At 73.6% G+C, this 24,408-nt stretch carries 17 protein-coding genes; 10 read left to right on the top strand and 7 right to left on the bottom strand.

Translation table 11 applies throughout. The features are described from left to right. Window positions 1-54 precede the first annotated feature (54 nt). The 4 genes from AB0L89_RS12290 to AB0L89_RS12275 form a co-directional block, all read right to left on the bottom strand. Complete coding sequence (locus tag AB0L89_RS12290) at window positions 55-1,317, bottom strand: transposase (protein WP_365138527.1); 1,263 nt, start codon at window positions 1,315-1,317, stop codon at window positions 55-57. Window positions 1,318-1,535: 218 nt separating this feature from the next. Then, on the bottom strand, window positions 1,536-2,177 hold the full coding sequence (locus AB0L89_RS12285) for a TetR family transcriptional regulator (protein WP_365138524.1): 642 nt from the start codon (window positions 2,175-2,177) through the stop codon (window positions 1,536-1,538). A 124-nt stretch (window positions 2,178-2,301) separates the two neighbouring features. Next, window positions 2,302-3,282 carry an NAD(P)-dependent oxidoreductase gene (locus tag AB0L89_RS12280; protein ID WP_365138521.1) on the bottom strand — a complete coding sequence of 327 codons (981 nt, stop codon included), beginning with the start codon at window positions 3,280-3,282 and terminating at the stop codon, window positions 2,302-2,304. Further along, window positions 3,279-3,905 carry a ScbR family autoregulator-binding transcription factor gene (locus AB0L89_RS12275; protein WP_365138518.1) on the bottom strand — a complete coding sequence of 209 codons (627 nt, stop codon included), beginning with the start codon at window positions 3,903-3,905 and terminating at the stop codon, window positions 3,279-3,281. Before AB0L89_RS12275 ends, AB0L89_RS12280 begins: the two co-directional genes overlap by 4 nt. Window positions 3,906-4,046: 141 nt before the next feature. On the opposite strand from AB0L89_RS12275, the gene AB0L89_RS12270 reads away from it, so the two are divergent. The 8 genes from AB0L89_RS12270 to AB0L89_RS12235 all read left to right on the top strand — a co-directional run bounded on the left by AB0L89_RS12270 (window position 4,047) and on the right by AB0L89_RS12235 (window position 18,038). Further along, window positions 4,047-4,970 carry a ScbA/BarX family gamma-butyrolactone biosynthesis protein gene (locus AB0L89_RS12270; protein ID WP_365138515.1) on the top strand — a complete coding sequence of 308 codons (924 nt, stop codon included), beginning with the start codon at window positions 4,047-4,049 and terminating at the stop codon, window positions 4,968-4,970. A gap of 100 nt (window positions 4,971-5,070) precedes the next feature. Next, entirely contained in the window at window positions 5,071-5,643 is a 573-nt protein-coding gene (locus tag AB0L89_RS12265) for a GNAT family N-acetyltransferase (RefSeq protein WP_365138512.1), read from the top strand. Window positions 5,644-5,972: 329 nt separating this feature from the next. Next, window positions 5,973-7,469 (top strand): 3' terminal RNA ribose 2'-O-methyltransferase Hen1, encoded by a 1,497-nt coding sequence (locus AB0L89_RS12260; protein WP_365138509.1) that lies wholly within the window; start codon window positions 5,973-5,975, stop codon window positions 7,467-7,469. Then, on the top strand, window positions 7,466-10,126 hold the full coding sequence (locus AB0L89_RS12255; RefSeq protein WP_365138506.1) for a polynucleotide kinase-phosphatase: 2,661 nt from the start codon (window positions 7,466-7,468) through the stop codon (window positions 10,124-10,126). Before AB0L89_RS12260 ends, AB0L89_RS12255 begins: the two co-directional genes overlap by 4 nt. 61 nt (window positions 10,127-10,187) lie before the next feature. Then, on the top strand, window positions 10,188-11,420 hold the full coding sequence (locus tag AB0L89_RS12250) for an arginine deiminase (RefSeq protein ID WP_365138503.1): 1,233 nt from the start codon (window positions 10,188-10,190) through the stop codon (window positions 11,418-11,420). Window positions 11,421-11,523: 103 nt separating this feature from the next. Continuing rightward, window positions 11,524-12,522 (top strand): ornithine carbamoyltransferase, encoded by a 999-nt coding sequence (gene argF, locus AB0L89_RS12245; RefSeq protein ID WP_365138500.1) that lies wholly within the window; start codon window positions 11,524-11,526, stop codon window positions 12,520-12,522. Window positions 12,523-12,660: 138 nt separating this feature from the next. After that, entirely contained in the window at window positions 12,661-14,106 is a 1,446-nt protein-coding gene (locus AB0L89_RS12240) for an amino acid permease (protein ID WP_365138497.1), read from the top strand. Window positions 14,107-14,147: 41 nt separating this feature from the next. Next, complete coding sequence (locus AB0L89_RS12235) at window positions 14,148-18,038, top strand: trypsin-like peptidase domain-containing protein (RefSeq protein ID WP_365138589.1); 3,891 nt, start codon at window positions 14,148-14,150, stop codon at window positions 18,036-18,038. On the opposite strand, the gene AB0L89_RS12230 is transcribed toward AB0L89_RS12235, so the two are convergent. Then, window positions 18,031-18,474 carry an ATP-binding protein gene (locus AB0L89_RS12230; RefSeq protein ID WP_365138494.1) on the bottom strand — a complete coding sequence of 148 codons (444 nt, stop codon included), beginning with the start codon at window positions 18,472-18,474 and terminating at the stop codon, window positions 18,031-18,033. The two genes, AB0L89_RS12235 and AB0L89_RS12230, sit on opposite strands and share 8 nt — an antisense overlap. A 286-nt stretch (window positions 18,475-18,760) precedes the next feature. On the opposite strand from AB0L89_RS12230, the gene AB0L89_RS12225 reads away from it, so the two are divergent. Further along, a complete protein-coding gene (locus AB0L89_RS12225) occupies window positions 18,761-19,588 on the top strand; it encodes an enoyl-CoA hydratase family protein (RefSeq protein WP_365138491.1) in 828 nt (275 codons plus the stop codon). 2 nt (window positions 19,589-19,590) lie between these two features. Then, window positions 19,591-21,906: a bifunctional salicylyl-CoA 5-hydroxylase/oxidoreductase gene (locus tag AB0L89_RS12220; protein ID WP_365138488.1), complete on the top strand. Its 2,316-nt coding sequence runs from the start codon at window positions 19,591-19,593 to the stop codon at window positions 21,904-21,906. A gap of 2 nt (window positions 21,907-21,908) precedes the next feature. On the opposite strand, the gene AB0L89_RS12215 is transcribed toward AB0L89_RS12220, so the two are convergent. Beyond that, the gene (locus AB0L89_RS12215) at window positions 21,909-22,730 is read right to left on the bottom strand and encodes a PaaX family transcriptional regulator C-terminal domain-containing protein (protein WP_365138485.1); all 822 of its coding nucleotides are present in this window, start codon (window positions 22,728-22,730) and stop codon (window positions 21,909-21,911) included. Between the two features lie 4 nt (window positions 22,731-22,734). Continuing rightward, entirely contained in the window at window positions 22,735-24,393 is a 1,659-nt protein-coding gene (locus AB0L89_RS12210; RefSeq protein ID WP_365138482.1) for an AMP-binding protein, read from the bottom strand. Between the last annotated feature and the right edge of the window lie 15 nt (window positions 24,394-24,408).

Genomic DNA, 24,408 nt, shown 5'->3' with positions numbered 1-24,408 from the left:
GGCGGACACTCCCCCCGGAGTGTCCGCCGCCGTCGTCGTGCCGGGCCGGGCCGGTCAGGCCGAGCGCAGCGCGGGGGACCGGGCGTGGTCCGTCATGAGGGCGCGGTAGGCGAAGGCCCCGGACACCAGCGTCATGTGGTGGTGCCAGCCGGGGAAGGAGCGGCCCTCGAAGTCGTACAGGCCGAAGTCGTCGGTCAGGCTGTGCAGGGTCTCCGCCGTGGCGGTCTGCGCGCCGATCAGGCGCAGGAGGTCCTCGGTGGGCCGGTGGACCATGTTGGTGATCCACAGCTGTCCGCCGCGCGGGGTGCCAGGACCGGGCCGCGGGTCGGTGAAGAGGCGGTACGGGCGCGGATCCGCGGTCCGCTCCCCGGCGAGCCGCACCCACGCGGACCCGAGCCGGCCGCCGCCGGCCGCCTTGCCCTGCGTGCGCAGCAGCCGCTCGGCGTGCAGCGCGGGCACGGGCACGGGCTCGGTGCGGCGCGGGCCCCGGGGCGGGCCGTCCGGCACGAGCGGCAGCGAGGCCGGGACCGCGACGACGAACTCCCGTCCCCGCGCGCTCAGCCCGTGGACGAGCTCGCCAGGGTCGCCGTGCCCTGCGATGTCCGCCACCACGGGCAGCGGCCGCTGCGGGCTGCGGACGGTGAGGTTGTCGACGAGGCTCAGGACCCCGGCCGCCACCGAACGGGCCGTCACCGACTCCGGGATCCGGGCGCGGCTGCGCAGGACCGGGTCGTCCAGCCACGGGCCCGGCAGGTGCAGGGACCAGTCGACGGGGATCTCCCCGGCCGCGGTGGACAGGAAGGCGCCGAGGGCCAGCTGGCAGCTGACCGACCGGCCGCGCTCCGGCGCGAAGCGGCGGTGCACCCCGCAGGACTTGGTGCCCCGCTTGGGCAGCACGACCGGCGCGACGGTCCAGGCGCGGGGCCGCTCGTACCGGCTGACCTGCCAGATCAGGTCCTCCCGCACCTCCGACCAGAGCCACGGGCTGGCGTTGACGAACTGGTGCAGCGCCTGGGAGGCGGTGGGCGAGTCCGAGACGGAGGCCGCGAGCCGGCGCATCGTCTTCTTGCCCGGTGTCACCAGCAGCGCCTGCACATAGGCCTGCGCCCAGCGGCGCTGGTCGGCCCGGGGCAGCCGGCGGAAGAGCTCATCCGCGAAGGCCGGGGCCGAGGCCGGCGTCGAAGCCGTGGGCCCGGCCGGGGCCGCAAGTGCCGCCGACGCCGCAAGCGCCGCCGGCGCCGAAATCGAGGCCGAAGCCCGGGCATTGGCCATGGTCGGGGCCGACACCGGTCTACGGATCTCCTGCTGTACGAACATGCCCGTTCCCTCCCTCGTACCCGCCCGCCCACGGACGGCCCAGGGAAAGAATAGAGAACGATCGCTATTTTTTCTCCCCCGGGGTACGCATCGGCTCTACTTCGAGAGGTTCTCTCCGGTGAGAGGGGTGTGGAGAGTCGTGGAGAAACGATGGAGAGGCGGCCGAGGGGTGACCCAAGGGGCCACGGGGAGTGCGAGGGGCCGTTCCCGGGGGCTCGTCAGGCCGGCGCGGCGCGGCGTCCGCCCGCGGAGTCGCTGAGCAGCAGGTTCCAGAGCCGGTGCACGTGTTCCTGCGCGCTGCCGTCCAGGCGGCCCGCGCGTATCGCGGCCTCCGCGCCCGCCACCAGATAGATGACCAGCAGCTCGATGCCGTCGGGGTCCCAGCCGTCGTCCGCGAGGCCCTGGCCCTCCGCCGTCCTGTCGAGCAGCTCCCGCACCCGCGGCAGCCACACCGCGTGCCAGCCGTTCGGCCCGGCGCCCGCGCGCTCCTGGCCGAGCCGCGCGGCCGCCCGTACGACGGTGTCCTCCTCCAGGAGCCGGACCAGCGCCACCGTCAGCTCGATCAGGGGGCGCAGCTGTCGGGAGGGCCGCGCCGCGGTGCCGCGCAGGGCCTCCCGGGTGAGGGCCGCGCCCTCGACGCCCACCGCGGCGGCCAGGTGCCCCTTGGTGGGGAAGTGGAAGGTCAGCGCCCCCATGGTGACGCCCGCCGCGCCGCAGACGCGGGAGAGCGACGTGCCCGCGTAGCCGTTGCTGTCGAACTCGGCGGCTGCCGCCGCGACCAGTGCGCGGCGGGTCCGTACGGCTCGTGCCTGGCTCACCGGTGCGCCGGGCGCGGACAGGAGTGTCGCGGGGCCGGGCATGCGGGCAGCAGGCACAGAGGGCTTCGGGCGGGCGGTTCCACGTCTCCTCCGGGCAGAGTGGTGCGGCGGTACCGGGAAGCTATCCCACCGCTCTGCCGGGGACGTCGATCATCAGTCATATCGCCTACGGCTTTGGCAACTTGGCCTTCTGTTCCCGCTGTTCCCTTTCGTCCCGGTACCAGGCGGCCGAATCGGCCAGACGCGCGAGCGGTCCCGGCCCCTCGGGGCAGCCCGCCATAGGCCAGATCTCCTCGCTGCGGTACCAGTGGTCGCGGGCGACGAGGGCGAACTGACGCTCCGTCATGCGGCCCGGTGCGGCGTGGAAGCGGTCCAGGCACTCCTGCCACGTCCAGTCCTCCGTCACCGGGTCGAGCACCCCGAGCTCGGTCAGCCGGGACATCAGGTCCCCGTTGCGCACCGGGACCGGATGGCTGGCGTGGTGCACCCCGGCCGGCGAACTCTCCGTCCGGCAGGCCAGGGTGACGATCAGTCGGGCGAGATCGTCGACGTCCACCATGGACGAGAGTCCCCGGCCGCCGTCCCACTGCGCCGGGACACGCTTGCGCAGCTCGCCCAGCGCCGGGACGACCCAGCGGTCGCCGCGCCCCAGCACGAGCCCCGGCCGCAGGACCGTCGCGCCCGCGGCGAGCGCCGCCGACTCGCCCTCCAGGCGGGTCCGGCTCGCGGGTGACGTGGGCGCGGGGGCGACCTCGTCGACGTCGAGGCCGCTGTGCGGGCCCGGTCCGTAGACGGCCGCGGTGGACAGGTGGACGATCCGCCCGATCCCGGCGCGCCGCGCCTCCTCCATCAGGGCCCCGGTGCCGTGCACGTTGACCGCGGCGCAGGTGTCCTCGTCCCCGCTGACGAGCGAGGCGAGGTGGATGAGGACGTCCCCGTCGCGCCCGACGCCCCGCAGGGACTCCGGCGCCGTGAGGTCGGCGCTCGCCCAGTCGAGGCCGGGCAGCTCGGGGCGGCCGGCCGTGCTGCGCGCGAGCGCCCGCACCTGAACACCGCCCTCCTGGGGCCGGGCCGCGAGGAGGCGGCGCAGCACGGCGGAGCCGACGAAGCCGGTCGCGCCGGTGAGGATCACACGGGTCGGGTTCACGAGGTGGCCTCCGGGTCTCTGGGGGAGAGGTCGAGACGGGCGATGACGTCGGCGGGCGCGATGGCCGGCAGCAGATAGCGCCACATGATGGTGATGCGCTGCGGCAGGTCGGCGCGCTCGCAGGAGATGTGCGACATGATCTGGATCCCCGTGTACGAACCGACCAGTGTCCGCGCGAAGTCCGCCTTGTTCACGTCCGGCAGCAGCTCGCCCAACTCGTCGGCCCTGACGAGCTGTTCTCGGAACTGCTCGGTCCACCAGTCGTAGATGGTGTAGTCCTGCAGCCCGGACTCGTTCTGCTCGACCGCGAGCCGCACGCCCGCGCGCAGCAGGCTGTTGCGCTGCATCTCCAGGGCCAGGTACTGGGTCATGTCGACCAGCTGCTGCAGACCGTCCCGCTCCTGAGGGAACCTCAGGTCGGCGGCCTGTTCGAGGATCACCGCGCGGGCCAGGCCCTCCTTCGACTTGAAGTGGAAGTACACCGCGCCCGCGGTGACGCCCGCCTGGTCCAGGATCTTGTTGATGCTGGCTCCGGCGTATCCCACCTCGTCGAACACTTCGGCGGCCGCGCGGAGCAGTACCTCGCGCGTCCGTTGGGCCCGTTCTTGCATCTGGCGCGCCATGCTCCCGACTCCTGCGTCTTTCGACGTTGCTCGATGTTGCTCGACAAACAAAAAGAATGACCTCTATGTTATGCGTGCGGGCCTCGCAGGACCATCGGGTACCGCGGTCGCATCGCATCACGCACGTTGGGGAGAGTCAGTATGTCGTTGCACCTCGCTCAGGACCGTACCGCCGTCGTTCCGCAGGCCTTGACCCACAAGACAAATCAGGACGAAGTCCTGCTCGACCGCTGGGGGCGCACGGGCGACGACGCCTTCACGGTCATCGCGCGCTGGCCGCGTACACACGCGTTCTACCTCACCCGGGACGGACTGCACGACCCGCTCCTGCTGAGCGAGACGATTCGGCAGACCCTGCCGCTCATATCCCACGGCGCCTACGAGGTGCCGCTCGGCCACCAGCTCCTGTGGCACGACTTCCACTGGAGCCTGGCCCCCGAGGCGCTGGCCGCCGGCGAGGGCGACGCCGAGATCGAGCTGCGCATCACCTGCCCCGACGTGACCTACCGCAGGACCCGCGCGGCGTCGATCACCCTGCACGTCGAGGCCCTCCGCGACGGCACGCCGCTCGGCACCGCCCGCACCCGCTTCGCCATCCAGGACCGCGCCGTCTACGAGCGCCTGCGCGGCCAGTACGCCGACATCGCGGCGGCCAACGCCCGCGCGATCCCGCTGGCTCCCCCCGCCCCCGCGGCGCCGGTCGGCCGCGAGAGCTTCGCCGACGTCGTGCTCTCCAGCACCGACAGCGCCAACCGCTGGCAGCTGCGCGCAGACTCGGCCCACCCGGTGCTCTTCGACCACCCCGTCGACCACGCCCCGGGCATGCTGCTCCTCGAAGCCGCGCGCCAGTCCGCCCTGGCCATGGCCCACCCCCGCCCGATGACGGTGGTCGGCATGGACTCGGTCTTCACCCGCTACGTCGAACTGGACAGCCCCTGCTGGGTCCTGGCCGAGTCCCTCCCCGACGACCTGGCGGGCCGCACCCGCGTGCGCGTCGTCGCCGAGCAGAACGACGCGGTGCTCTACTCCTGCGTCGTGACCCTCGCCCCGGTCCCCGCGAACTAGCGCACGAGCGCTCCCGCGCGGGGTGGTCCGGCACCGGGTCGCCCCGCGCCCGCGTCGTCGCTCCTGATCGCCGGCGTGCGGGGAGCGATACGGTGAACACATGGCGTTAAGCGACAACAAGTCAGCAGAGGGCGGGACGGCCGGAGCCGTCACCTATCGCGTGGCCGAGAGCCAGGAGGACAAGTCCGCCGTCATCAAGGGCGAGTTCACCTCCGACACCGTCTTCGAAGTGACCCGTACGGACGGCGGGTTCACCATGCGGCCCGTCCGGCTTGATCCTCCGGTGCACAAGGTCTTCCCCGACGACGAGCCCGAGGACGACGGGGACCCGGAGGGCGGGCGCCGGGTCGTCGCGGTGCGCGGCGACCGCGTGTGCGGCTATGTCGACATGGAGTACGAGCCCTGGAACCGGCGGCTGATCATCGCCGACATCGAGGTGGTCGGTGACTGCCAGGGCCAGGGCATCGGGCGCACGCTGATGAACCACGCCATCGCCTGGGCCCGGGAGCGCGGTGCCGGGCACGTGTGGCTGGAAGTCACGAACATCAACGCTCCGGCCATCCGCGCGTACCAGCGGATGGGGTTCGGCTTCTGCGGTCTGGACACGTCCCTCTACAGCGGTACCGGGTCCGAGGGGGAGACGGCGCTCTACATGAGCCGCTTCCTCGACTGACCGCCGACCCACCCGGCCCGCCCGAGACGGCCCTTGTGTCCCGGTCCGCGCGGGAGCAGCGGCAGAGGGCGAAAAATCCTGAGTCCGCCTTCGATCAACGCTGTACGTTGAGAAGGCGCGCCGGAGATGGCGCGCCGCGCGAGCGGGTGACCGCGGCGCGGCGCCCACACCGTTCCGAGGCCGAGAAGGACGACGAGCTGTGATCACCGAAGCGCGCGCCCCGACCGCTGCGGTTCATCGAGCTCGGGCACCTGCGCAGCGGATGCGCGGCGCTTGAGACCGCTCGACACGTATCCGCAGCTCAGACCCCATTCCGAGGCCTACCCACCGTGTTCCTCACCATCACCACCACAGGCACCCCCGAACGCCCCGCGACCGACCTCGGCTTCCTGCTGCACAAGCATCCCGAGAAGGCGCAGGCGTTCTCCACCTCCTACGGCACCGCGCACGTCCTCTACCCGGAGGCGAGTGCCGAGCAGTGCACCGCCGCCCTGCTCCTGGAGGTCGATCCCGTCGCGCTCGTGCGGCGCGGCAAGGGGAAGGGCCGCGACCAGGCGCCCGACGCGGCCCTCGCGCAGTACGTGAACGACCGGCCCTACGCCGCGTCGTCGCTGCTCGCCGTGGCGCTGAGCGCGGTGTTCTCCAGCGCGATGCGCGGCGTGTGCAACGCCCGCCCCGAGCGGGCCGCGCAGCCGCTGCCGCTGCGCGTGGAGGTGCCCGCGCTGCCCGCGCGGGGCGGCGCCGCACTGGTGCGGGGGCTCTTCGAGCCGCTGGGCTGGACGGTGTCGGTGGAGCCGGTGCCGCTGGACGCGCGGTTCCCCGAGTGGGGCGACTCGCGGTACGTGCGCCTCGTGCTCGACGTGCCCGACGGGCGGCTCACCCTGGGCGAGGCGCTGCGGCACCTGTACGTCCTGCTGCCCGTCCTCGACGACGCCAAGCACTACTGGGTCTCGCCCGACGAGGTCGACAAGCTGCTGCGCGCGGGCGAGGGCTGGCTCGCCGCCCACCCGGAGCAGGAGCTCATCACCAGCCGCTATCTGGCACGGCGCCGCTCCCTGACCCGGGAGGCCAGGGAGCGCCTTGAGCTCGTGCGGCTGGCCGACGCGGACGACACGGACGTCGAGGAGATCGACAACGCCGTCGACGAGGAGCAGGACACCGAGGAGCAGCCGGTGCCGCTCGCCGTGCGGCGCCGCGAGGCGATCCTCGCCGCGCTGACCGCGGCCGGCGCCGGGCGTGTGCTCGACCTGGGCTGCGGCCAGGGCCAGTTGGTGCAGGCGCTGCTCAAGGACACCCGCTTCACCGAGATCGTCGGCGTCGACGTGTCCATGCGCGCGCTGACCGTCGCCTCCCGGCGGCTGAGGCTCGACCGCATGGGCGAGCGCCAGGCCGAGCGCGTCACGCTCCTGCAGGGCTCGCTCGCGTACACCGACAAGCGGCTCAAGGGCTACGACGCGGCGGTGCTCAGCGAGGTCATCGAGCACCTCGACGAGGAGCGGCTGCCCGCCCTGGAGTACGCGGTGTTCGGCTCCGCGCGGCCCCGCACGGTCCTCGTGACGACGCCGAACGTGGAGTACAACGTCCGCTGGGAGACGCTCCCGGCCGGTCACGCGCGCCACGGCGACCACCGCTTCGAGTGGACGCGCGAGGAGTTCGGCGCCTGGGCCCGCAAGGTGGCCGAACGGCACGGATACGCGGTGGAGTTCGTCCCCGTGGGCGACGACGACCCCGAGGTCGGCCCGCCGACGCAGATGGCGGTCTTCACGCAGGGCGAGGACCAGCGGAACAGCAGGGGCGAGGGCCCGAAGGGAGTGAAGGCGGCATGACGCAGCAGAACGAGGACCGCGACCGTGCGACGGCCGCGACCCCGCCGCCCGCCGGAGCGCCCGCCGCACCGGAGGCGTCCGCCCCCGCCGCGGGCCGCAGGCTCCCCGTCACCGACCTCTCCCTGGTCGTCCTGATCGGCGCCACCGGCTCCGGCAAGTCCACCTTCGCGCGGCGGCACTTCAAGGCCACCGAGGTCATCTCCAGCGACTTCTGCCGCGGCCTCGTCGCCGACGACGAGAACGACCAGAGCGCCAGCCGCGACGCCTTCGACGTACTGCGCTACATCGCGGGCAAGCGCCTGGCCGCGGGCCGGCGCACCGTCGTCGACGCGACCAGCGTGCAGAGCGACAGCCGCAAGCAGCTGATCGAGCTGGCCAGGCAGTACGACGTGCTGCCCATCGCCATCGTGCTCGACGTGCCCGAGGACGTCTGCGCCGCGCGCAACGCCGTGCGCGCGGACCGGGCGGGCCTGCCGCGCCGCGTCATCCAGCGCCACCAGCGCGAACTGCGCCGCTCCCTGCGGAACCTGGAGCGCGAGGGCTTCCGCAAGGTGCACGTCCTGCGGGGCGTCGAGGAGATCGACGGCGCCCGGATCGAGACGGAGAAGCGCTACAACGACCTCTCCCACCTCACCGGCCCCTTCGACATCGTCGGCGACATCCACGGCTGCGCCTCCGAGCTGGAGACCCTGCTCGGCAAGCTCGGCTACGTGGACGGCGTCCACCCGCAGGGCCGTACGGCCGTGTTCGTCGGCGACCTCGTCGACCGCGGCCCGGACACCCCGGGCGTGCTGCGCCGCGTGATGTCCATGGTCGGCTCCGGCAACGCCCTGTGCGTGCCCGGCAACCACGAGAACAAGCTCGGCCGGCACCTCAAGGGCCGCAAGGTCCAGCACACCCACGGACTCGCCGAGACGATCGAGCAGTTGGCGGGGGAGAGCGAGGAGTTCCGCACGCGGGTGCGGGAGTTCGTCGACGGCCTCGTCTCGCACTACGTCCTCGACGAGGGCAGGCTCGTCGTCTGCCACGCCGGTCTGCCCGAGAAGTACCACGGCCGCACCTCCGGCCGGGTCCGCTCGCACGCGCTGTACGGCGACACCACCGGCGAGACCGACGAGTTCGGCCTGCCGGTGCGCTACCCGTGGGCGGAGGAGTACCGCGGCAAGGCCGCCGTGGTCTACGGCCACACCCCGGTGCCCACCGCGTCCTGGCTGAACAACACCATCTGCCTGGACACCGGCGCCGTCTTCGGCGGACGGCTCACCGCGCTGCGCTGGCCGGAGCGCGAGCTCGTCGACGTACCGGCCGAGCGGGTCTGGTACGAGCCGGCCAGGCCCCTGCGCACCGAGGCGCCGGGCGGCCACGACGGACGGCCGCTCGACCTGGCCGACGTGCACGGGCGCCGCGTGGTGGAGACCCTTCCCCTGGCTCTCAACTCCGTTCGAGCAGGGGAGGCCCCGTCCGCGGGCCGTGTCGCGGTGCGCGAGGAGAACGCGGCGGCGGCCCTGGAGGTCATGAGCCGCTTCGCCGTCGACCCGCGCCTGCTGCCCTACCTGCCGCCGACGATGGCCCCGACCGCCACGTCGCAGCGGGAGGGCTACCTGGAGCACCCGGAGGAGGCCTTCGCCGCGTACGCGCGCGACGGCGTCGCCCGTGTCGTGTGCGAGGAGAAGCACATGGGCTCGCGCGCGGTGGCGCTGGTCTGCCGCGACGCGGACGTGGCCCGCGAGCGGTTCGGTGTGGACGGGGGCCCGACCGGGTCGCTCTACACCCGCACCGGCCGCCCGTTCTTCACGGACCGGGCCGTCACCGAGGAGATACTCGGCCGGCTGCGCGCCGCCGCCACCGAGGCGGGCCTGTGGGACGAGCTGGCGACCGACTGGCTGCTGCTCGACGCGGAGCTGATGCCGTGGTCGCTGAAGGCGTCCGGTCTGCTGCGCACGCAGTACGCGGCCGTCGGTGCCGCCTCCGGAGCCGTCTTCCCCGGCGCGCTCGCCGCCCTGGAGGCGGCGGCGGCGCGCGGTGTCGACACGGGCGACCTGCTGCCCAGGCAGCGGGAACGGGCGGCGGACGCGGCGGCGTTCACGGACGCCTACCGCCGCTACTGCTGGCCGACCGAGGGCCTGGAGGGCGTGCGTCTGGCGCCGTTCCAGATCCTCGCGGTGCAGGGCCGCAGCCTCGCCGGGCTGCCGCACGACGAGCAACTGGCCCTGATCGACCGCATGGTGGAGCACGACGGCACGGGCCTGCTGCAGACCACCCGCAGGCTCTACGTGGACACGGCCGACGAGGCGTCCGTGCGGGCGGGCGTGGACTGGTGGCTGGAGATGACCAGCCGCGGCGGCGAGGGCATGGTCGTCAAGCCGGTCGGCGCGCTGGTCCGCGACGACAAGGGGCGGCTCGTCCAGCCGGGCATCAAGTGCCGCGGCCGGGAGTACCTGCGGATCATCTACGGCCCGGAGTACACCAGGCCCGAGCACCTCGACCGGCTGCGGGGCCGCTTCCTCGGCCACAAGCGCTCGCTCGCCACCCGGGAGTACGCGCTCGGCCTGGAGGCGCTGGACCGCCTCGCGGACGGTGAGCCGCTGTGGCGCGTGCACGAGGCGGTGTTCGCGGTGCTCGCCCTGGAGTCGGAGCCGGTGGACCCGCGGCTCTGAGCCGCCACCGGGTCCGGCATAGACCGCGCGTGAGCCGTCCGGCCGGGGAAAGATGGACCCCATGGGATTCCATGTCGACTCCGAGGCCGGGCGGCTGCGCCGCGTCATCCTGCACCGCCCCGATCTGGAGCTCAAGCGGCTGACTCCGAGCAACAAGGACGCCCTGCTCTTCGACGACGTCCTGTGGGTGCGCAGGGCACGTCAGGAGCACGACGGGTTCGCGGACGTGCTCCGCGACCGGGGGGTGGCGGTCCACCTCTTCGGCGACCTGCTGACCGAGACCCTGGACGTGCCCACGGCGCGCACCCTCGTCCTGGACCGGGTCTTCGACGAGAAGGAGTACGGCCCGCTGGCCACCGACCACCTGCGGGAAGCGTTCGAGACCCTCCCGTCGACCGCGCTCGCCGAGGCGCTGGTCGGCGGCATGACCAAGCGGGAGTTCCTGGAGCGCCACCCCGAGCCGACTTCCGTGCGCTTCCACTGCATGGACCTGGACGACTTCCTGCTCGGCCCGCTGCCCAACCACCTCTTCACGCGCGACACCTCGGCCTGGATCTACGACGGCGTCTCCATCAACGCGATGCGCTGGCCCGCCCGGCAGCGCGAGACCGTGCACTTCGAGGCGATCTACCGGCACCATCCGCTCTTCCGCGACGAGGACTTCCACGTGTGGTCCGAGGGGCAGTCGGACTACCCCTCCACCATCGAGGGCGGTGACGTCCTGGTGATCGGCAGGGGCGCGGTGCTCATCGGCATGAGCGAGCGGACCACGCCCCAGGCCGTCGAGATGCTCGCGCACAAGCTGTTCGCGGCGGGTTCGGCGCAGACCATCGTGGCGCTCGACATGCCCAAGCGGCGCGCGTTCATGCACCTGGACACGGTGATGACGATGGTCGACGGCGACACCTTCACGCAGTACGCGGGCCTCGGCATGCTCCGCTCGTACACCATCGAACCGGGCGTCGGCGACCGGGAGTTGAAGGTCACCGACCATCCGCCGGAGCACATGCACCGGGCGATCGCCGCCGCGCTCGGGATCAGTGACGTCCGGGTGCTCACGGCGACGCAGGACGTGCACGCGGCCGAGCGCGAGCAGTGGGACGACGGCTGCAACGTCCTCGCGGTGGAGCCGGGCGTCGTCGTCGCGTACGAGAGGAACGCGACGACCAACACGTATCTGCGCAAGCAGGGCATCGAGGTGATCGAGATCCCGGGGAGCGAGCTGGGCCGCGGCCGGGGCGGCCCGCGGTGCATGAGCTGCCCGGTGGCGCGGGACGCCGTGCCCGGCGCATAGCCCCTGACGTGCCGGGACGGCCCTGTATATAAATGTGGAGCGTCGTATATAGTTTCAAGGTCCCCGTTCTTCAGCGTCCCCTATCCGCATCCAGGAGCACCCCATGGCCCCAGTCCTCACCGGCCGCCACTTCCTCAAGGAGCTGGACTTCACCACCGAGGAGTTCCGTGGCCTGCTCGCCCTGGCCGCGGAGCTGAAGGCCGCCAAGAAGGCGGGGACCGAGATCCAGCGGCTGCGCGGCAGGAACATCGCGCTGATCTTCGAGAAGAACTCCACGCGGACCCGCTGCTCCTTCGAGGTGGCCGCCGCCGACCAGGGCGCCGCGACGACGTACATCGACCCGTCCGGCTCCCACATCGGCAAGAAGGAGTCGGCGAAGGACACCGCCCGGGTGCTCGGGCGGATGTTCGACGCCATCCAGTTCCGCGGGGACGCCCAGGACACGGTCGAGACGCTCGCCGCCCACGCGGGCGTGCCGGTCTACAACGGCCTGACCGACGACTGGCACCCCACCCAGATGCTCGCCGACGTCCTCACGATGACCGAGCACAGCGGCAAGCCGCTGACCCGGATCGCCTACGCCTACCTCGGCGACGCCCGCTTCAACATGGGCAACTCCTACCTGATCACCGGCGCGCTGCTCGGCATGGACGTCCGCATCGTCGCGCCGAAGGCCTACTGGCCCGCCGAGGAGACCGTCGCGAGGGCCCACGAGATCGCCCGGTCCAGCGGCGCCCGCATCGCGCTGACGGAGTCCGTCGAGGAGGGCGTGCGGGGGGCCGACTTCGTCGCCACCGACGTCTGGGTCTCCATGGGCGAGCCCCAGGAGGTCTGGGACGAGCGCATCGCCGCCCTCGCCCCCTACGCCGTGACGATGGACGTGCTGCGCGCCACCGGCAACGCCGACGTCAAGTTCCTGCACTGCCTCCCGGCCTTCCACGACCTCGGGACCAAGGTCGCCCGTGAGCTCCACGAGCGGCACGGCATGACCTCCCTGGAGGTCACCGACGAGGTCTTCGAGTCGGCGCACTCCGTCGTCTTCGACGAGGCCGAGAACCGCATGCACACCATCAAGGCGGTCCTCGTCGCGACGCTCGCCTGACCGGCCGTACGCGGACCGTACGACCTGCCCCATCCGTTAGACCGGCACAAACTGGTGGGACCGGAACATCACGTCCGGCCCCACTGGTCCGCGGCCCACCCCTCGCCGCATCGCACCACCAGAAACGAGAACCACCCCATGAGCCCCACACGCACCACCGGGCTGCGCATCAAGTCCCCCGAACAGCTCGTCGCCGAATCGGGGGCGGACCTTGAGGGCCACGGCCTCAAGCGCACCATGGGGCTCTTCCAGCTCGTGTGCTTCGGCGTCGGCGCCATCGTCGGCACCGGCATCTTCGTCGGCCTGTCCGACTCGGTCGCCGAAGCCGGTCCCGCCGTCGCCGTCTCCTATGTGCTCGCGGCCGTGACCTGCATCTTCACCGCGTTCTCATTCGCCGAGCTGGGCGGCGCGATCCCTGTCTCCGGCAGCTCGTACTCCTTCGCGTACGCCTCCCTGGGCGAGCGCACCGCCTTCCTCGTGGGCTGGTGCCTGCTCCTGGAGTACGGCGTCTCCGTCTCCGCGGTCGCCGTCGGCTGGAGCCAGTACCTCAACGAACTCCTGCACAGCCTCACCGGCTGGGAGCTGCCCGCCGCCCTGTCCGCCGGGCCCGGGGAGGGCGGCGCGGTGAACCTGCCCGCCGTCGTCGTCATCCTGCTCGCCGCCGTCCTGCTGGTGCGCGGCATCCGCGAGAGCGCCCGCGCGACGGCCGCCATGGCGGTGCTGAAGATCGGCATCCTGCTGCTGTTCCTGGCCATCGCGTTCACCGCGTTCAAGGACGGCAACCTCACGCCCTTCGCGGGCGCCGGCGTCTCCGGCATCACCGCGGGCGCCTCCCTCGCGTTCTTCTCCTTCATCGGCTTCGACGCGGTCACCACGGCGGGCGAGGAGGTGAAGAACCCGCGGCGGAACATCCCGCTCGCGATCATGATCTGCATCGGCGTCGTCACGCTGCTCTACGTCGCCGTGGCGCTCGCGGCCATCGGCGCGCTCGGCTCGGACGCCGTCGCGGACAAGCCCGCCGCGCTCTCGCTGATCGTCAACCAGGTCACCGACTCGACCGTCGGCGGCGGCATCATCGCCTTCGGCGCGGTCGTCGCCATCGCCTCCGTCGTCCTCGCCGTGATGTACGGCCAGACCCGCATCCTGATGTCGATGTCCCGCGACGGCCTCATGCCGCGCGTCTTCGAGCGCGTCTCGCCCAGGACGTCGACACCGGTGGCCAACACCTGGATCGTCGCGGCGGTCGTCGCCGTCCCCGCCGCCTTCTCCTCGCTCGACGTGGTCGTCAACCTGACCACCATCGGCACGCTCGCGATCATGGTCGTGGTGAACATCGCGGTGATCGCGCTGCGCCGCTCGGAGCCGGACCTGCGGCGCACCTTCCGGGTGCCGTTCTACCCCGTCAGCCCGGTGCTCGGCGTGGGCTTCTGCCTCTATCTGATCTGGGGCACGGGCTGGTCGACCTGGGTCCAGTTCGCCGTGTTCGTCGCGGTGGGCGCGGCGGTGTACGCGGGGTACGGCCGCAGCAGGTCACGTCTGGCGAACGCGCCGGAGCAGGCCCCCTCCGAGGGGGTGTCCCAGTAAACTGATGCGCTGACCGGAGCGGGGGAGCGGCGGTGGGGGCAATGGGCCTGGACGTCGGGCGGGTCGCCGAGATCATCGTGACGACGGCGTACGGCGACCGGCGCCGCGGCTCCGGTTGCCTCGTCCGTGACGGCCTTGTCCTCACGGCCGAGCACGTCATACGCGGCGCGCTGGGCGTGGAGGTCCGCTTCGACGCCGACCGGCCGGGCGAACGCACCCACCGGGCGGCCGTCGCCTGGTCGCACGCGGGAGCCGACACGGCCCTCCTCTCGGTGCCGCGGGAGAAGGCGGACGGCCCCCTCGCCCTCGGCCGGATCGGCGAGCGCGACGCCGTCCTGCGCTGCACGACGCTGGGCTTTCCCCGGTACAAGCTGCGCACCGACCCGACGGGCGCCGCCCGCGCCTACCGCGACTCCAGCCACGCGGTGGGCTCGGCACCCGTCCTCGCCAACCGCCGCGAGGGCACCCTCGACCTGCGCGTCCCGCCGCCCGACCGGGACCCCGACCCGGACCGTTCGCCCTGGGAGGGCATGTCGGGCGCACCCGTCTTCAGCGGTGAACGGCTCATCGGCATCGTCGGCAGGCACCACCGCTCGGACGGCCTCGGCAGCCTCGCCGTGCTGCGCGTCGACCGCTGGCACGAGCACCTCGGCGCCGGTGAGCTCGACGCCCTGGAGACCCTGCTCGGGGTGCGCATGGGCCCGGACGGCGAACTGCGCGACGTACTGCCCCTGGACGGCGGGGCGCTGGCGCACAGCGCCCACCTGCGGCAGGTGCGCGACATCGCGCCGCCCGAACTCATCGGCCGCGAGCGGGAGATCGAGGAGCTCGTCACCTTCTGCGCGGGCCGCGACGAGCCGTACCAGTGGTGGCAGGCCCCGCCGTGGAGCGGCAAGACGGCCCTCGCCTCGACCTTCGTCCTGCACCCGCCCGCCGGGGTCCGCACGGTGTCGTTCTTCGTGACCGCGCGCTGGGCCGAACAGGCCGACAGCGACGCCTTCACCGACGCGCTGATCGCCCAGCTCGCGCCCCTCGCCGGCATCGAGGCGGCGGCCACGGGACGTGACGCGCTGCGCCGACTGCTCCTGGAGCGCGCCGCCGAGCGCCTGGCCGAACGCGACGAGATCCTGCTCCTCGTCGTCGACGGCCTGGACGAGGACCGCGCCGCGGGACCCGACAGCCCCCGCCCCAGCATCGCCACCCTCCTGCCGCCCCGGCCCCCCGACAACGTCCGGGTCCTGGTGACCAGCCGCCCGCACCCGGGCGTTCCCCTCGACGTGCCGGACGACCATCCGCTGCGGCGCTGCCCCTGCCGGCGCCTGGACGCGAACGAGTTCGCCCGGCACACCCGGGACGAGGCCAAGCGCGAGCTGCACGAGGCGCTGCGCGGCGACCGGTCGCAGGTGGACCTGATCGGCCTGCTCACCGCGGCCCAGGGCGGCCTGACCGCCCGCGACCTCGTCGAGCTGACGGGGATGCTGCCCTACCAACTGGAGTCCCGGCTCGCCAGCGTGCTCGGCCGCAGTCTGCGCACCCGCACCCGCTGGGGCCTGCGGGAGGAGCAGGGCCATCTGTTCGCCCACGAGACGCTGCGCGAGCAGGCCGAGCAGGCGCTCGGCCCGGCCGTCGCGGAGTACCGCGCCCGCATCCACGCGTGGGCCGACGAGTACCGCGACCGGGGCTGGCCCGAGGGGACGCCCGGCTATCTGCTGCACACCTACGGCAGGCTCCTCGCGGGCGGCGACGACCTGGAGCGCCTCCTCGCCACCATCACCGATCCGCGCCGGCAGGAACGACTCCTCGCCGTCACCGGCAGCGACGTCGTCGCACGGGCCGACGTCCAGGCCGCCCGCCGACGGCTCGTCGCGCTGCCCGGTGCCGACCTCGGCACGGTGAGCGCCCTGGCTTTGCTCGACGACGAGCTGGGGCAGCGGGGCGGGGCCCTGCCGGAGTGCCTGCCCGCCGTGTGGGCCGCTCTGGGGCGCCGGGCGCTCGCGGAAGGCATGGCCCGCTCCCTGCTCTCGCCCGAGGGCAGGCAGTACGCCCTGGCGCGGATGGTCGCGCACACGGCGGCGCCCGACCCGCGGCTCGCCCGGAGCGTGGCCGAGGAGACCGCGCACCTCGCGGAGCGCTCGGCGGTCACGTACGCCCATTTCCGGTTCTGCCTGGACCGCGCGGTCGGGCTGATCAGGGCGGGGGAACCCCGCGCCGCCCTGGCCGAGGCGCTGCGCCCGGAGCCGGTCGGGCAGCGGGTCGCCGTGCTGCGCGCCCTGGCCGAGCGCGTCCGCGCGGGCACGCTCGCCGGCGTGCGGGAACTGGCCGACGCCGCAGAGGAGTCGGCGGAGCTGCTGCGCAGGCGGCCGGACCGGGAGCAGCCCGACCGCGCCCTGCTCCTGGGGTGCGCGGCGCTGCTGGTCCGCGAGGCGTACCCGGAGCGCGGCGAGCGCCTCCTGCGGGCCGCGGAACAGGTGCCCCGCAGGCGCGCCGGGCTGGCTCTCTCCTCGCTCGCCCTGTTGATCTGGCCGACCGATCCCGTGCGCGCCGAGCGGCTGGACATCCGTGCGCGGCTGCGCGGCGGCACCGCGCACAGTCCCGAGGACGCGGCGCCCGGCGGCACGTTCGCGCTCTGCGCGGCGGCCGAACGCGGGGAGAACGTCGACCTGCCGCCGCGTGACGCCGAGGCGCGGCGGTACGCGGGCGAGGCGCTCGCGATGGCGGGGCGGTTCACGGAGGCCGGGCGGGCCGCGGCCACGCTGGCCCCCGAGACGGCCGCGGAGGTGGAGGCGGCGATCGCCCTCGGCCTGGCCGCCACCGCGCCCGAGGAGGCCGCCGCCCGTGCCCGGTCGCTCGCCGAGCGCTCGCGCAGCCCCGGCAGTGACCGCGTCGCCCTGCGGCCGGTGCTCTCGGTGCTCCCCGAGGCGCTCGCCGCCGCGGGCCACGGCGACCTGGCCCGCGGGCTCGCCCAGTACGCCGCCGAGCCGTCGACGACCTGGGCGTACGTCCTGGCCTGGCGGTCCGAGGGCGGGGCCGGGACGAAGGGCGCCCTGGGCAGGGCGGGGGTGCGACTGCCGAGCGGCGCGGGCGGGCTCCGGCCCGACGCGATCGACATGCTGGCCCGCTTCGAAGGGGTGGACCGGGCCGCCGCCCACGTCGAGGAGGGGTACGGCGAGAGGGCGGTCTCCGGTCTCGCCTCCCTGATCCGGCAGCTCCCGCCGGACGACCCGCGCCGGGCGCGGTACGCGGAGCTGGCCCGCGCGAAGGCCGGTGAGGAGGACCCGCGGCCCGATGCCTCCACCCTGTGGTGGGCGGCGCTCGCCGCGACCCTGTGGGGTCAGCCGGACGCGGTGCGCCAGTGGATCGCGAGCCGCGAGCGTGCCGTGGCCCGGAAGACGACGGCTGGACACTCCCGTATGCCGAGGGCGGTCTCCACGCGCTGGCTGACCTCGCCGTTCGAGCGCGCGTCGGCGGTGCTGGCCCTGGCCCGCGTCGACCGCGCCGAGGCCTTCACGCGGTTCAAGGAGTGGCGGCGCAGGGACGTGTGGCCGGGAAGCCCGCACCAGGCCGAGTCCGAGGCGCTCTGGGCGATGACCGCATTCCTGCTGGGGGACGCCGTCGGCGAGGGGGAGCCCCGGGTACCGGAGCACGCGGCGGGGCCGTTCCTCGCCATGGCCGCCCTCGCCCACCTGGGCGGCGGTCGTGAGTGGTGCTCGCTGGACGGCCTGCCCGGGAGCATTCCGGCGATGCTGCGCCGTCTCGTGCTCCTGCACGCCTACGCGGAACCGCCGCCGGAGGTCCGCGCGGCCTCGGGCGAGCGGCTCCTGCGCGATCTGCTGGTGCGCGACGACTGGTGGCGGGCGCTGCCCGTGCTCGCGCTGCTCGACCCGGCGGCGGTCGGCCGCTTCGGCGAGGCCGTGCGCGGTCGGCTCAGCTGACCGGGGGGCCGCCCGCGCACCCGTGGGCCGGCAGCGTGAACCAGACCGCCTTGCCGGAGTCGGTGGCGCGGTGGCCGCAGGACGAGCTGAGGGTGCGGATCAGCAGGAGGCCGCGTCCGTGCTCCTGCCAGGGGTCGGGCGCGTCGGCCGGGTCCGGGTCGGTGAGGTCGCCGGGCGGCAGCGGGTTGGAGTCGTGCACCTCGACCTGGCAGCCGGTCGGCAGCAGCTCGATCACCAGCTCTATGGGGTCGTGTCCCTCGGTGTGCTCGACGGCGTTGGCGACGAGCTCCGCGGTGAGCAGCTCGGCGGTGTCGGTGTCGGCGGTCGACTCGATGTCGTTGAGCGCGGTACGGACCAGGGCACGCGCGATCGGAACGGCCGCCGTGGTGTGCGGCAGGGCGATGCGCCACGAGGCGGGCGAGGGAGGTTCGGGCAAGGCGGGTCCGTTCAAGGCAGCAGGCGATCCTGCTTTCAACCGTACGAATCTTAAGCGCTATGTCGACAGGGGCGACGGTCGGGCATTTCCGGGACGTCCGGCCCTGCGGTGCTCCGGGAGACAAGACGCGTATATCGGGATTTCCGTTCCCGTTCGAGGCGTCCGGGACGGGTGGGGTGCGGGACCCCGCGACCGCTGTATCGCGTACTCGTGACGACGGTCACGGAACGGTGATACCTTCGTGAGGCAGCGCACTTCAGCCCCCAGGCCGAGGAGGCCGCACCTCATGAGTCCCTTCACCGGCTCCGCGTCCCGCACCCCCGACTGGCGGCATCTGCGCCTGGCCGTCGACGACGGGGTCGCCACGGTCACCCTCGCCCGCCCGGACAAGCTCAACGCGCTCACCTTCGGTGCCTACGCCGACCTGCGCGACCTGCTCGCCGAGCTCGCCCGCGACAAGTCGGTGCGGGCCCTGGTGCTCGGCGGTGAGGGGCGCGGCTTCTGCTCCGGCGGCGACGTCGACGAGATCATCGGCGCCACGCTCGCCATGGACACCGCCCAGCTCCTCGACTTCAACCGCATGACCGGGCAGGTCGTACGGGCCATCCGCGAATGTCCCTTCCCGGTGATCGCCGCCGTACACGGCGTGGCCGCGGGCGCCGGTGCCGTGCTCGCCCTCGCCGCGGACTTCCGCGTCGCCGACCCCTCGGCCCGCTTCGCCTTCCTCTTCACGCGCGTCGGCCTCTCCGGCGGCGACATGGGCGCCGCCTACCTCCTGCCGCGCGTCGTCGGCCTCGGCCACGCCACCCGGCTGCTGATGCTGGGCGAGCCGGTGCGCGCCCCCGAGGCCGAGCGGATCGGCCTGATCAGCGAGCTGACGGAGGAGGGTGCGGCGGCCGGGGCCGCCGCGACCCTGGCCCGCCGCCTCGCCGACGGCCCCGCCCTCGCGTACGCCCAGACCAAGGCGCTGCTCACCGCCGAACTTGACATGCCGCTCGCCGCCGCCGTCGAACTGGACGCGGCGACCCAGGCCCTGCTGATGAACGGTGAGGACTACGCCGAGTTCCACGCGGCCTTCACGGAGAAGCGCCCGCCGAAGTGGCAGGGGCGGTGACGATGGCCGGCCCCGCGACCTCCGCGCCCGCCCCCGCGCCGGGCAGTGCCCACCGCGTCGCCGTCATCGGCGGCGGCCCCGGCGGCCTCTACGCCGCGGCCCTGCTCAAGCGCCTCGACCCCGGCCGCGAGGTGACCGTCTGGGAGCGCAACGCCCCCGACGACACCTTCGGCTTCGGCGTGGTCCTCTCCGACGAGACCCTCGGCGGCATCGAACACGCCGACCCCGCCGTCTACGCCGCCCTCCAGGCCGAGTTCGTGCGCTGGGACGACATCGACATCGTCCACCGCGACCGGCGGCACACCTCCGGCGGCCACGGCTTCGCCGCGCTCGGCCGGCGCAGGCTCCTGGAGATCCTGCACGCGCGCTGCCGCGACCTCGGCGTCGAACTCCGCTTCCGCGCCGAGGCGCCGCCCGCCGCCACGCTCTCCTCGGCGTACGACCTGGTCGTCGCCGCCGACGGCGTGCACAGCCTCACCCGCGAGGCACACGCCGACGTCTTCGGGCCGAGCGTCACCACCCACCGCTGCCGCTACATCTGGCTCGCCGCCGACTTCGCCTTCGACGCGTTCCGCTTCGAGATCGCCGAGACCGAGCACGGCGTCATGCAGCTGCACGGCTACCCCTTCGCGCGCGACGCCTCCACGGTCATCGTGGAGATGCGCGAGGAGGTCTGGGAGGCCGCGGGCTTCGCGGAGCTCGACGAGCGCGAGTCCACCGAGCGCTGCGCCAAGATCTTCACGGACGCGCTCGGCGGCCGCCCCCTGCACGGCAACAACTCCTCCTGGATCAACTTCCGCACGGTCGTCAACTCCCGCTGGTCGCACGGCAACACCGTGCTGCTCGGCGACGCCGCCCACACCGCCCACTTCTCCATCGGCTCCGGCACCAAGCTCGCCGTCGAGGACGCCCTCGCCCTCGCGGCCTGCCTCCAGGAGCAGCCCGACATCCCGGGCGCCCTGGCCGCGTACGAGACCGAGCGCCGCCCCGTCGTCGCCTCCACGCAGCGCGCGGCCCGCGCCAGCCTGGAGTGGTTCGAGCGGCTGCCCGACTACCTCGACCAGCCGCCCCGCCAGTTCGCCTTCAACCTCCTCACCCGCAGCCGCCGCGTCACCCACGACAACCTCCGGCTGCGCGACGCGGACTTCACCCGAGGCGTCGAGCGCGACTTCGGCTGCCCGGACGGCACCCCGCCCATGTTCACGCCCTTCCGGCTGCGCGGACTGACCCTGCGCAACCGCGTCGTCGTCTCCCCGATGGACATGTACTCCGCCGTGGACGGCGTCCCCGGCGACTTCCACCTGGTCCACCTGGGCGCGCGGGCCCTCGGCGGCGCGGGCCTGGTCATGACCGAGATGGTCTGCGTCAGCGAGCACGGCCGGATCACCCCGGGCTGCGCCGGGCTCTACACCGCCGAACAGGCCGGGGCCTGGCGCCGCGTCACCGACTTCGTCCACGCCCAGGCGCCCGGCACCGCCCTCGGCGTCCAGCTGGGCCACTCGGGCCGCAAGGGCTCCACGAAGCTGATGTGGGAGGGCATCGACGAGCCGCTGCCCGACGGCAACTGGCCGCTCGCCGCCGCCTCCCCGCTGCCGTACCGGCCGGACGGGCAGACCCCGCGCGCCCTCTCCCGCGCCGGACTGACCGAGCTCCGCGAACAGTTCACCGCGGCCGCCCGCCGCGCCGACCTGGCCGGCTTCGACCTCCTCGAACTGCACTGCGCCCACGGCTACTTGCTCTCCGGCTTCCTCTCCCCGCTGACCAACCACCGCACGGACGCCTACGGCGGCTCCCTGGAGAACCGGCTCCGCTTCCCCCTCGAAGTCTTCGACGCGGTACGGGAGTCATGGCCGGACGGCAAACCGATGACCGTGCGCATCTCCGCCACCGACTGGGCCGAGGGCGGCACCACGGCCGAGGACGCCGTCGGGATCGCCCGCGCGTTCGCCGCGCACGGCGCCGACGCGATCGACGTCTCCACCGGCCAGGTCGTCAGTGACGAACACCCCGACTACGGCCGCTCCTACCAGACGCCGTACGCCGACCGGATCAGGAACGAGACCGGCATCCCCGTGATCACGGTCGGCGCGATCTCCTCGTGGGACGACGTCAACTCCCTGATCCTGGCGGGCCGCGCGGACCTCTGCGCCCTGGCCCGCCCCCACCTCTACGACCCCCACTGGACCCTGCACGCCGCCGCCGAACAGGACTACGCGGGACCGGGCGCGCCCTGGCCCGTGCAGTACCGCGCGGGCAGCCGCCGGCCCCGGACCGGCCGCACCGACACCCCCAAACAGCGCCTCACGCTGGGCGGCTGAGGTCAGCCGCCGCCGGCCACGAACCGCCCGCCGGCCTCCCGCAGCCGTCCGTCGAGCGCCGTGAACACCGCGGCGGACCGGGCGCCGGGCCAGCCGTCCGGCAGCAGCTCCGCGGGCAGCCCGGGGTCCGCGTAGGGGAGCCGGCGCCAGGAGTCGAGGGCCAGGAGGTAGTCGCGGTAGGCCTCCTCGGGCGGCGGGGGGCCACCGTCCCTGTGCTTCTCCCAGGAGTGCAGCACCGGCTCGTGCCGGTCCAGGAACGCCTCGTGCTCCTTGGCCAGCGAGGAGAGGTCCCACCAGCGCGCCACGGCCTCGGCCGTCGGCGCGAAGCCCAGGTGCTCACCGCGGAACAGGTCGACGTACGGAGCGAGTTGGAGGCGCTCCAGGGTGTGCCGCGTCTCCTCGTACAGATGCGCGGGGGCGATCCAGACGCCCGGTGCCGCCGTGCCGAAGCCGAGGCCCGCGAGGCGCGAGCGCAGCACGTGCCGCTTGTGGCGCTCCGCCTCGGGGACGGAGAAGACGGCGAGCACCCAGCCTGCGGCCGCCCCGGCGGCCGGCGGTCCGTAGATGCGGCGGTCGCCGTCCTCCAGGAGCTGACGGGCCTCGGGCGAGAGCGCGTAGCCCGCGGCGCCCGACTCCGTGCGCGCGGGCACCAGCAGGCCGCGCCGCTTGAGCCGGGACACCGACGACCGCACCGACGGCGCGTCGACGCCGACCGGCGCGAGGAGGCGCACCAGTTCGGCGACCGGCACCGGGCCGGGCGCGGCCCGGCCGTAGGCGCCGTAGAAGGTGACGATCAGGGACCGTGGAGTGTGCTGCTCGGACACGTGATCACTCTACGGGCCCGGACCCCGCGGGCGGTCCGCCCCGGTGCCCGGCCCGCAGCACGAAACGCTGCAGCTTCCCCGTCGCCGTCCGCGGCAGCGCGTCCAGGAAGACGATCTCGCGCGGGCATTTGTAGGGCACCAGCTCCGCCTTGACGAACGCGCGCAGCCGGTCCGCGTCCGGCGCCGCTCCCGCGCGCGGGACCACGTACGCCACCACCACCTGGCCGCGCAGCTCGTCGGCGCGCCCCACGACCGCCGCCTCGGCGACATCGGGGTGGCGCAGCAGGGCGTCCTCCACCTCGGGGCCCGCGATGTTGTAACCGGCCGAGATGATCATGTCGTCCGCGCGGGCGACGTAGCTGAAGTAGCCGTCGGCGTCGCGGATGTAGGTGTCACCGGTGACGTTCCAGCCGTGCCGCACGTACTGGAGCTGGCGGTCGTCGGCGAGGTAGCGGCAGCCGACCGGGCCGCGCACGGCGAGCAGTCCGGGCTCGCCGTCCGGCACCGGGGCGCCGGTCTCGTCGACCACGCGCGCGTGCCACCCCGGTACGGCCCGGCCCGTCGTGCCCGGCCTGATCGCGTCGTCCGCGGCGGAGATGAAGATGTGCAGCAGCTCGGTGGCGCCGATGCCGTTGATGACGCGGTGCCCGGTGCGCTCGTGCCAGGCCTGCCAGGTGGCCGCGGGGAGGTTCTCGCCGGCCGAGACGCAGCGGCGCAGCGAGGAGACGTCGTGCTCCGCCAGCTGGTCCAGCATCGTGCGGTACGCGGTCGGCGCCGTGAAGAGCACGGTGATCCCGTGCCGTCCGATCGCCGGCAGCAGCTGCTTGGGCCCGGCCTGTTCGAGCAGCACGGACGAGGCGCCGAAACGCAGCGGGAAGACGACCAGGCCGCCGAGCCCGAAGGTGAAGCCGAGCGGGGGACTGCCCGCGAAGACGTCGTCGGCGACCGGCTTGAGGACGTGGCGCGCGAAGGTGTCCGCGACGGCGAGCACGTCGCGGTGGAAGTGCATGCAGCCCTTGGGGCGGCCCGTGGTGCCGGACGTGAACGCGATCAGCGCGACGTCGTCGGCGGCCGTGTCCACCGCTTCGTACGACGCGGGCTGCCGTGCGGCACGCGCCAGGAGGTCGTCGGGGCCCTCGCCGCCGTACGTGGTGACGCTCAGGCCCGGTACGCCGGCCTTGATCAGGTCGTCGACCGAGCGGATGTCGCACAGCGCGTGCCGCACCTCGGCGATCTCGCACATCGTGGCGAGCTCCTGCGCGCGCTGCTGGGCGAGGACGGTCACGGCGACCGCGCCCGCCTTCATCACCGCGAGCCAACAGGCCGCGAGCCAGGGGGTGGTGGGCCCGCGCAGCAGCACGCGCTGCCCCGGCCGTACGTCGAGTTCGCCCGTCAGGACGTGCGCGATCCGGTCGACGTGGCCCTTGAGCACGCCGTACGTCCAGGTCTCGCCGGACGCCGCGTGGAAGGCGGGGCGCTCCGCGCCGAGCCGCTCCACGGTCCGGTCCAGGAGTTCCGCGCCGCAGTTGAGGCGGTCGGGGTAGTGCAGCTCGGGGCGGTCGTGGACCAGGGCGGGCCACCGTTCACGCGGCGGGAGATGGTCCCGGGCGAAGGTGTCGACGTGGCCGGATGGTGTCAGCCCTGGGTTGCCGGTGGATTCCATGGCGGCTCTGCCCCC

Source organism: Streptomyces sp. NPDC052114 (assembly GCF_040680155.1).
Classification (GTDB): Bacteria; Actinomycetota; Actinomycetes; order Streptomycetales; family Streptomycetaceae; genus Streptomyces.
The sequence above is the reverse complement of the archived record's forward strand: the minus strand, read 5'-3'. Positions and strand labels throughout refer to the sequence as shown.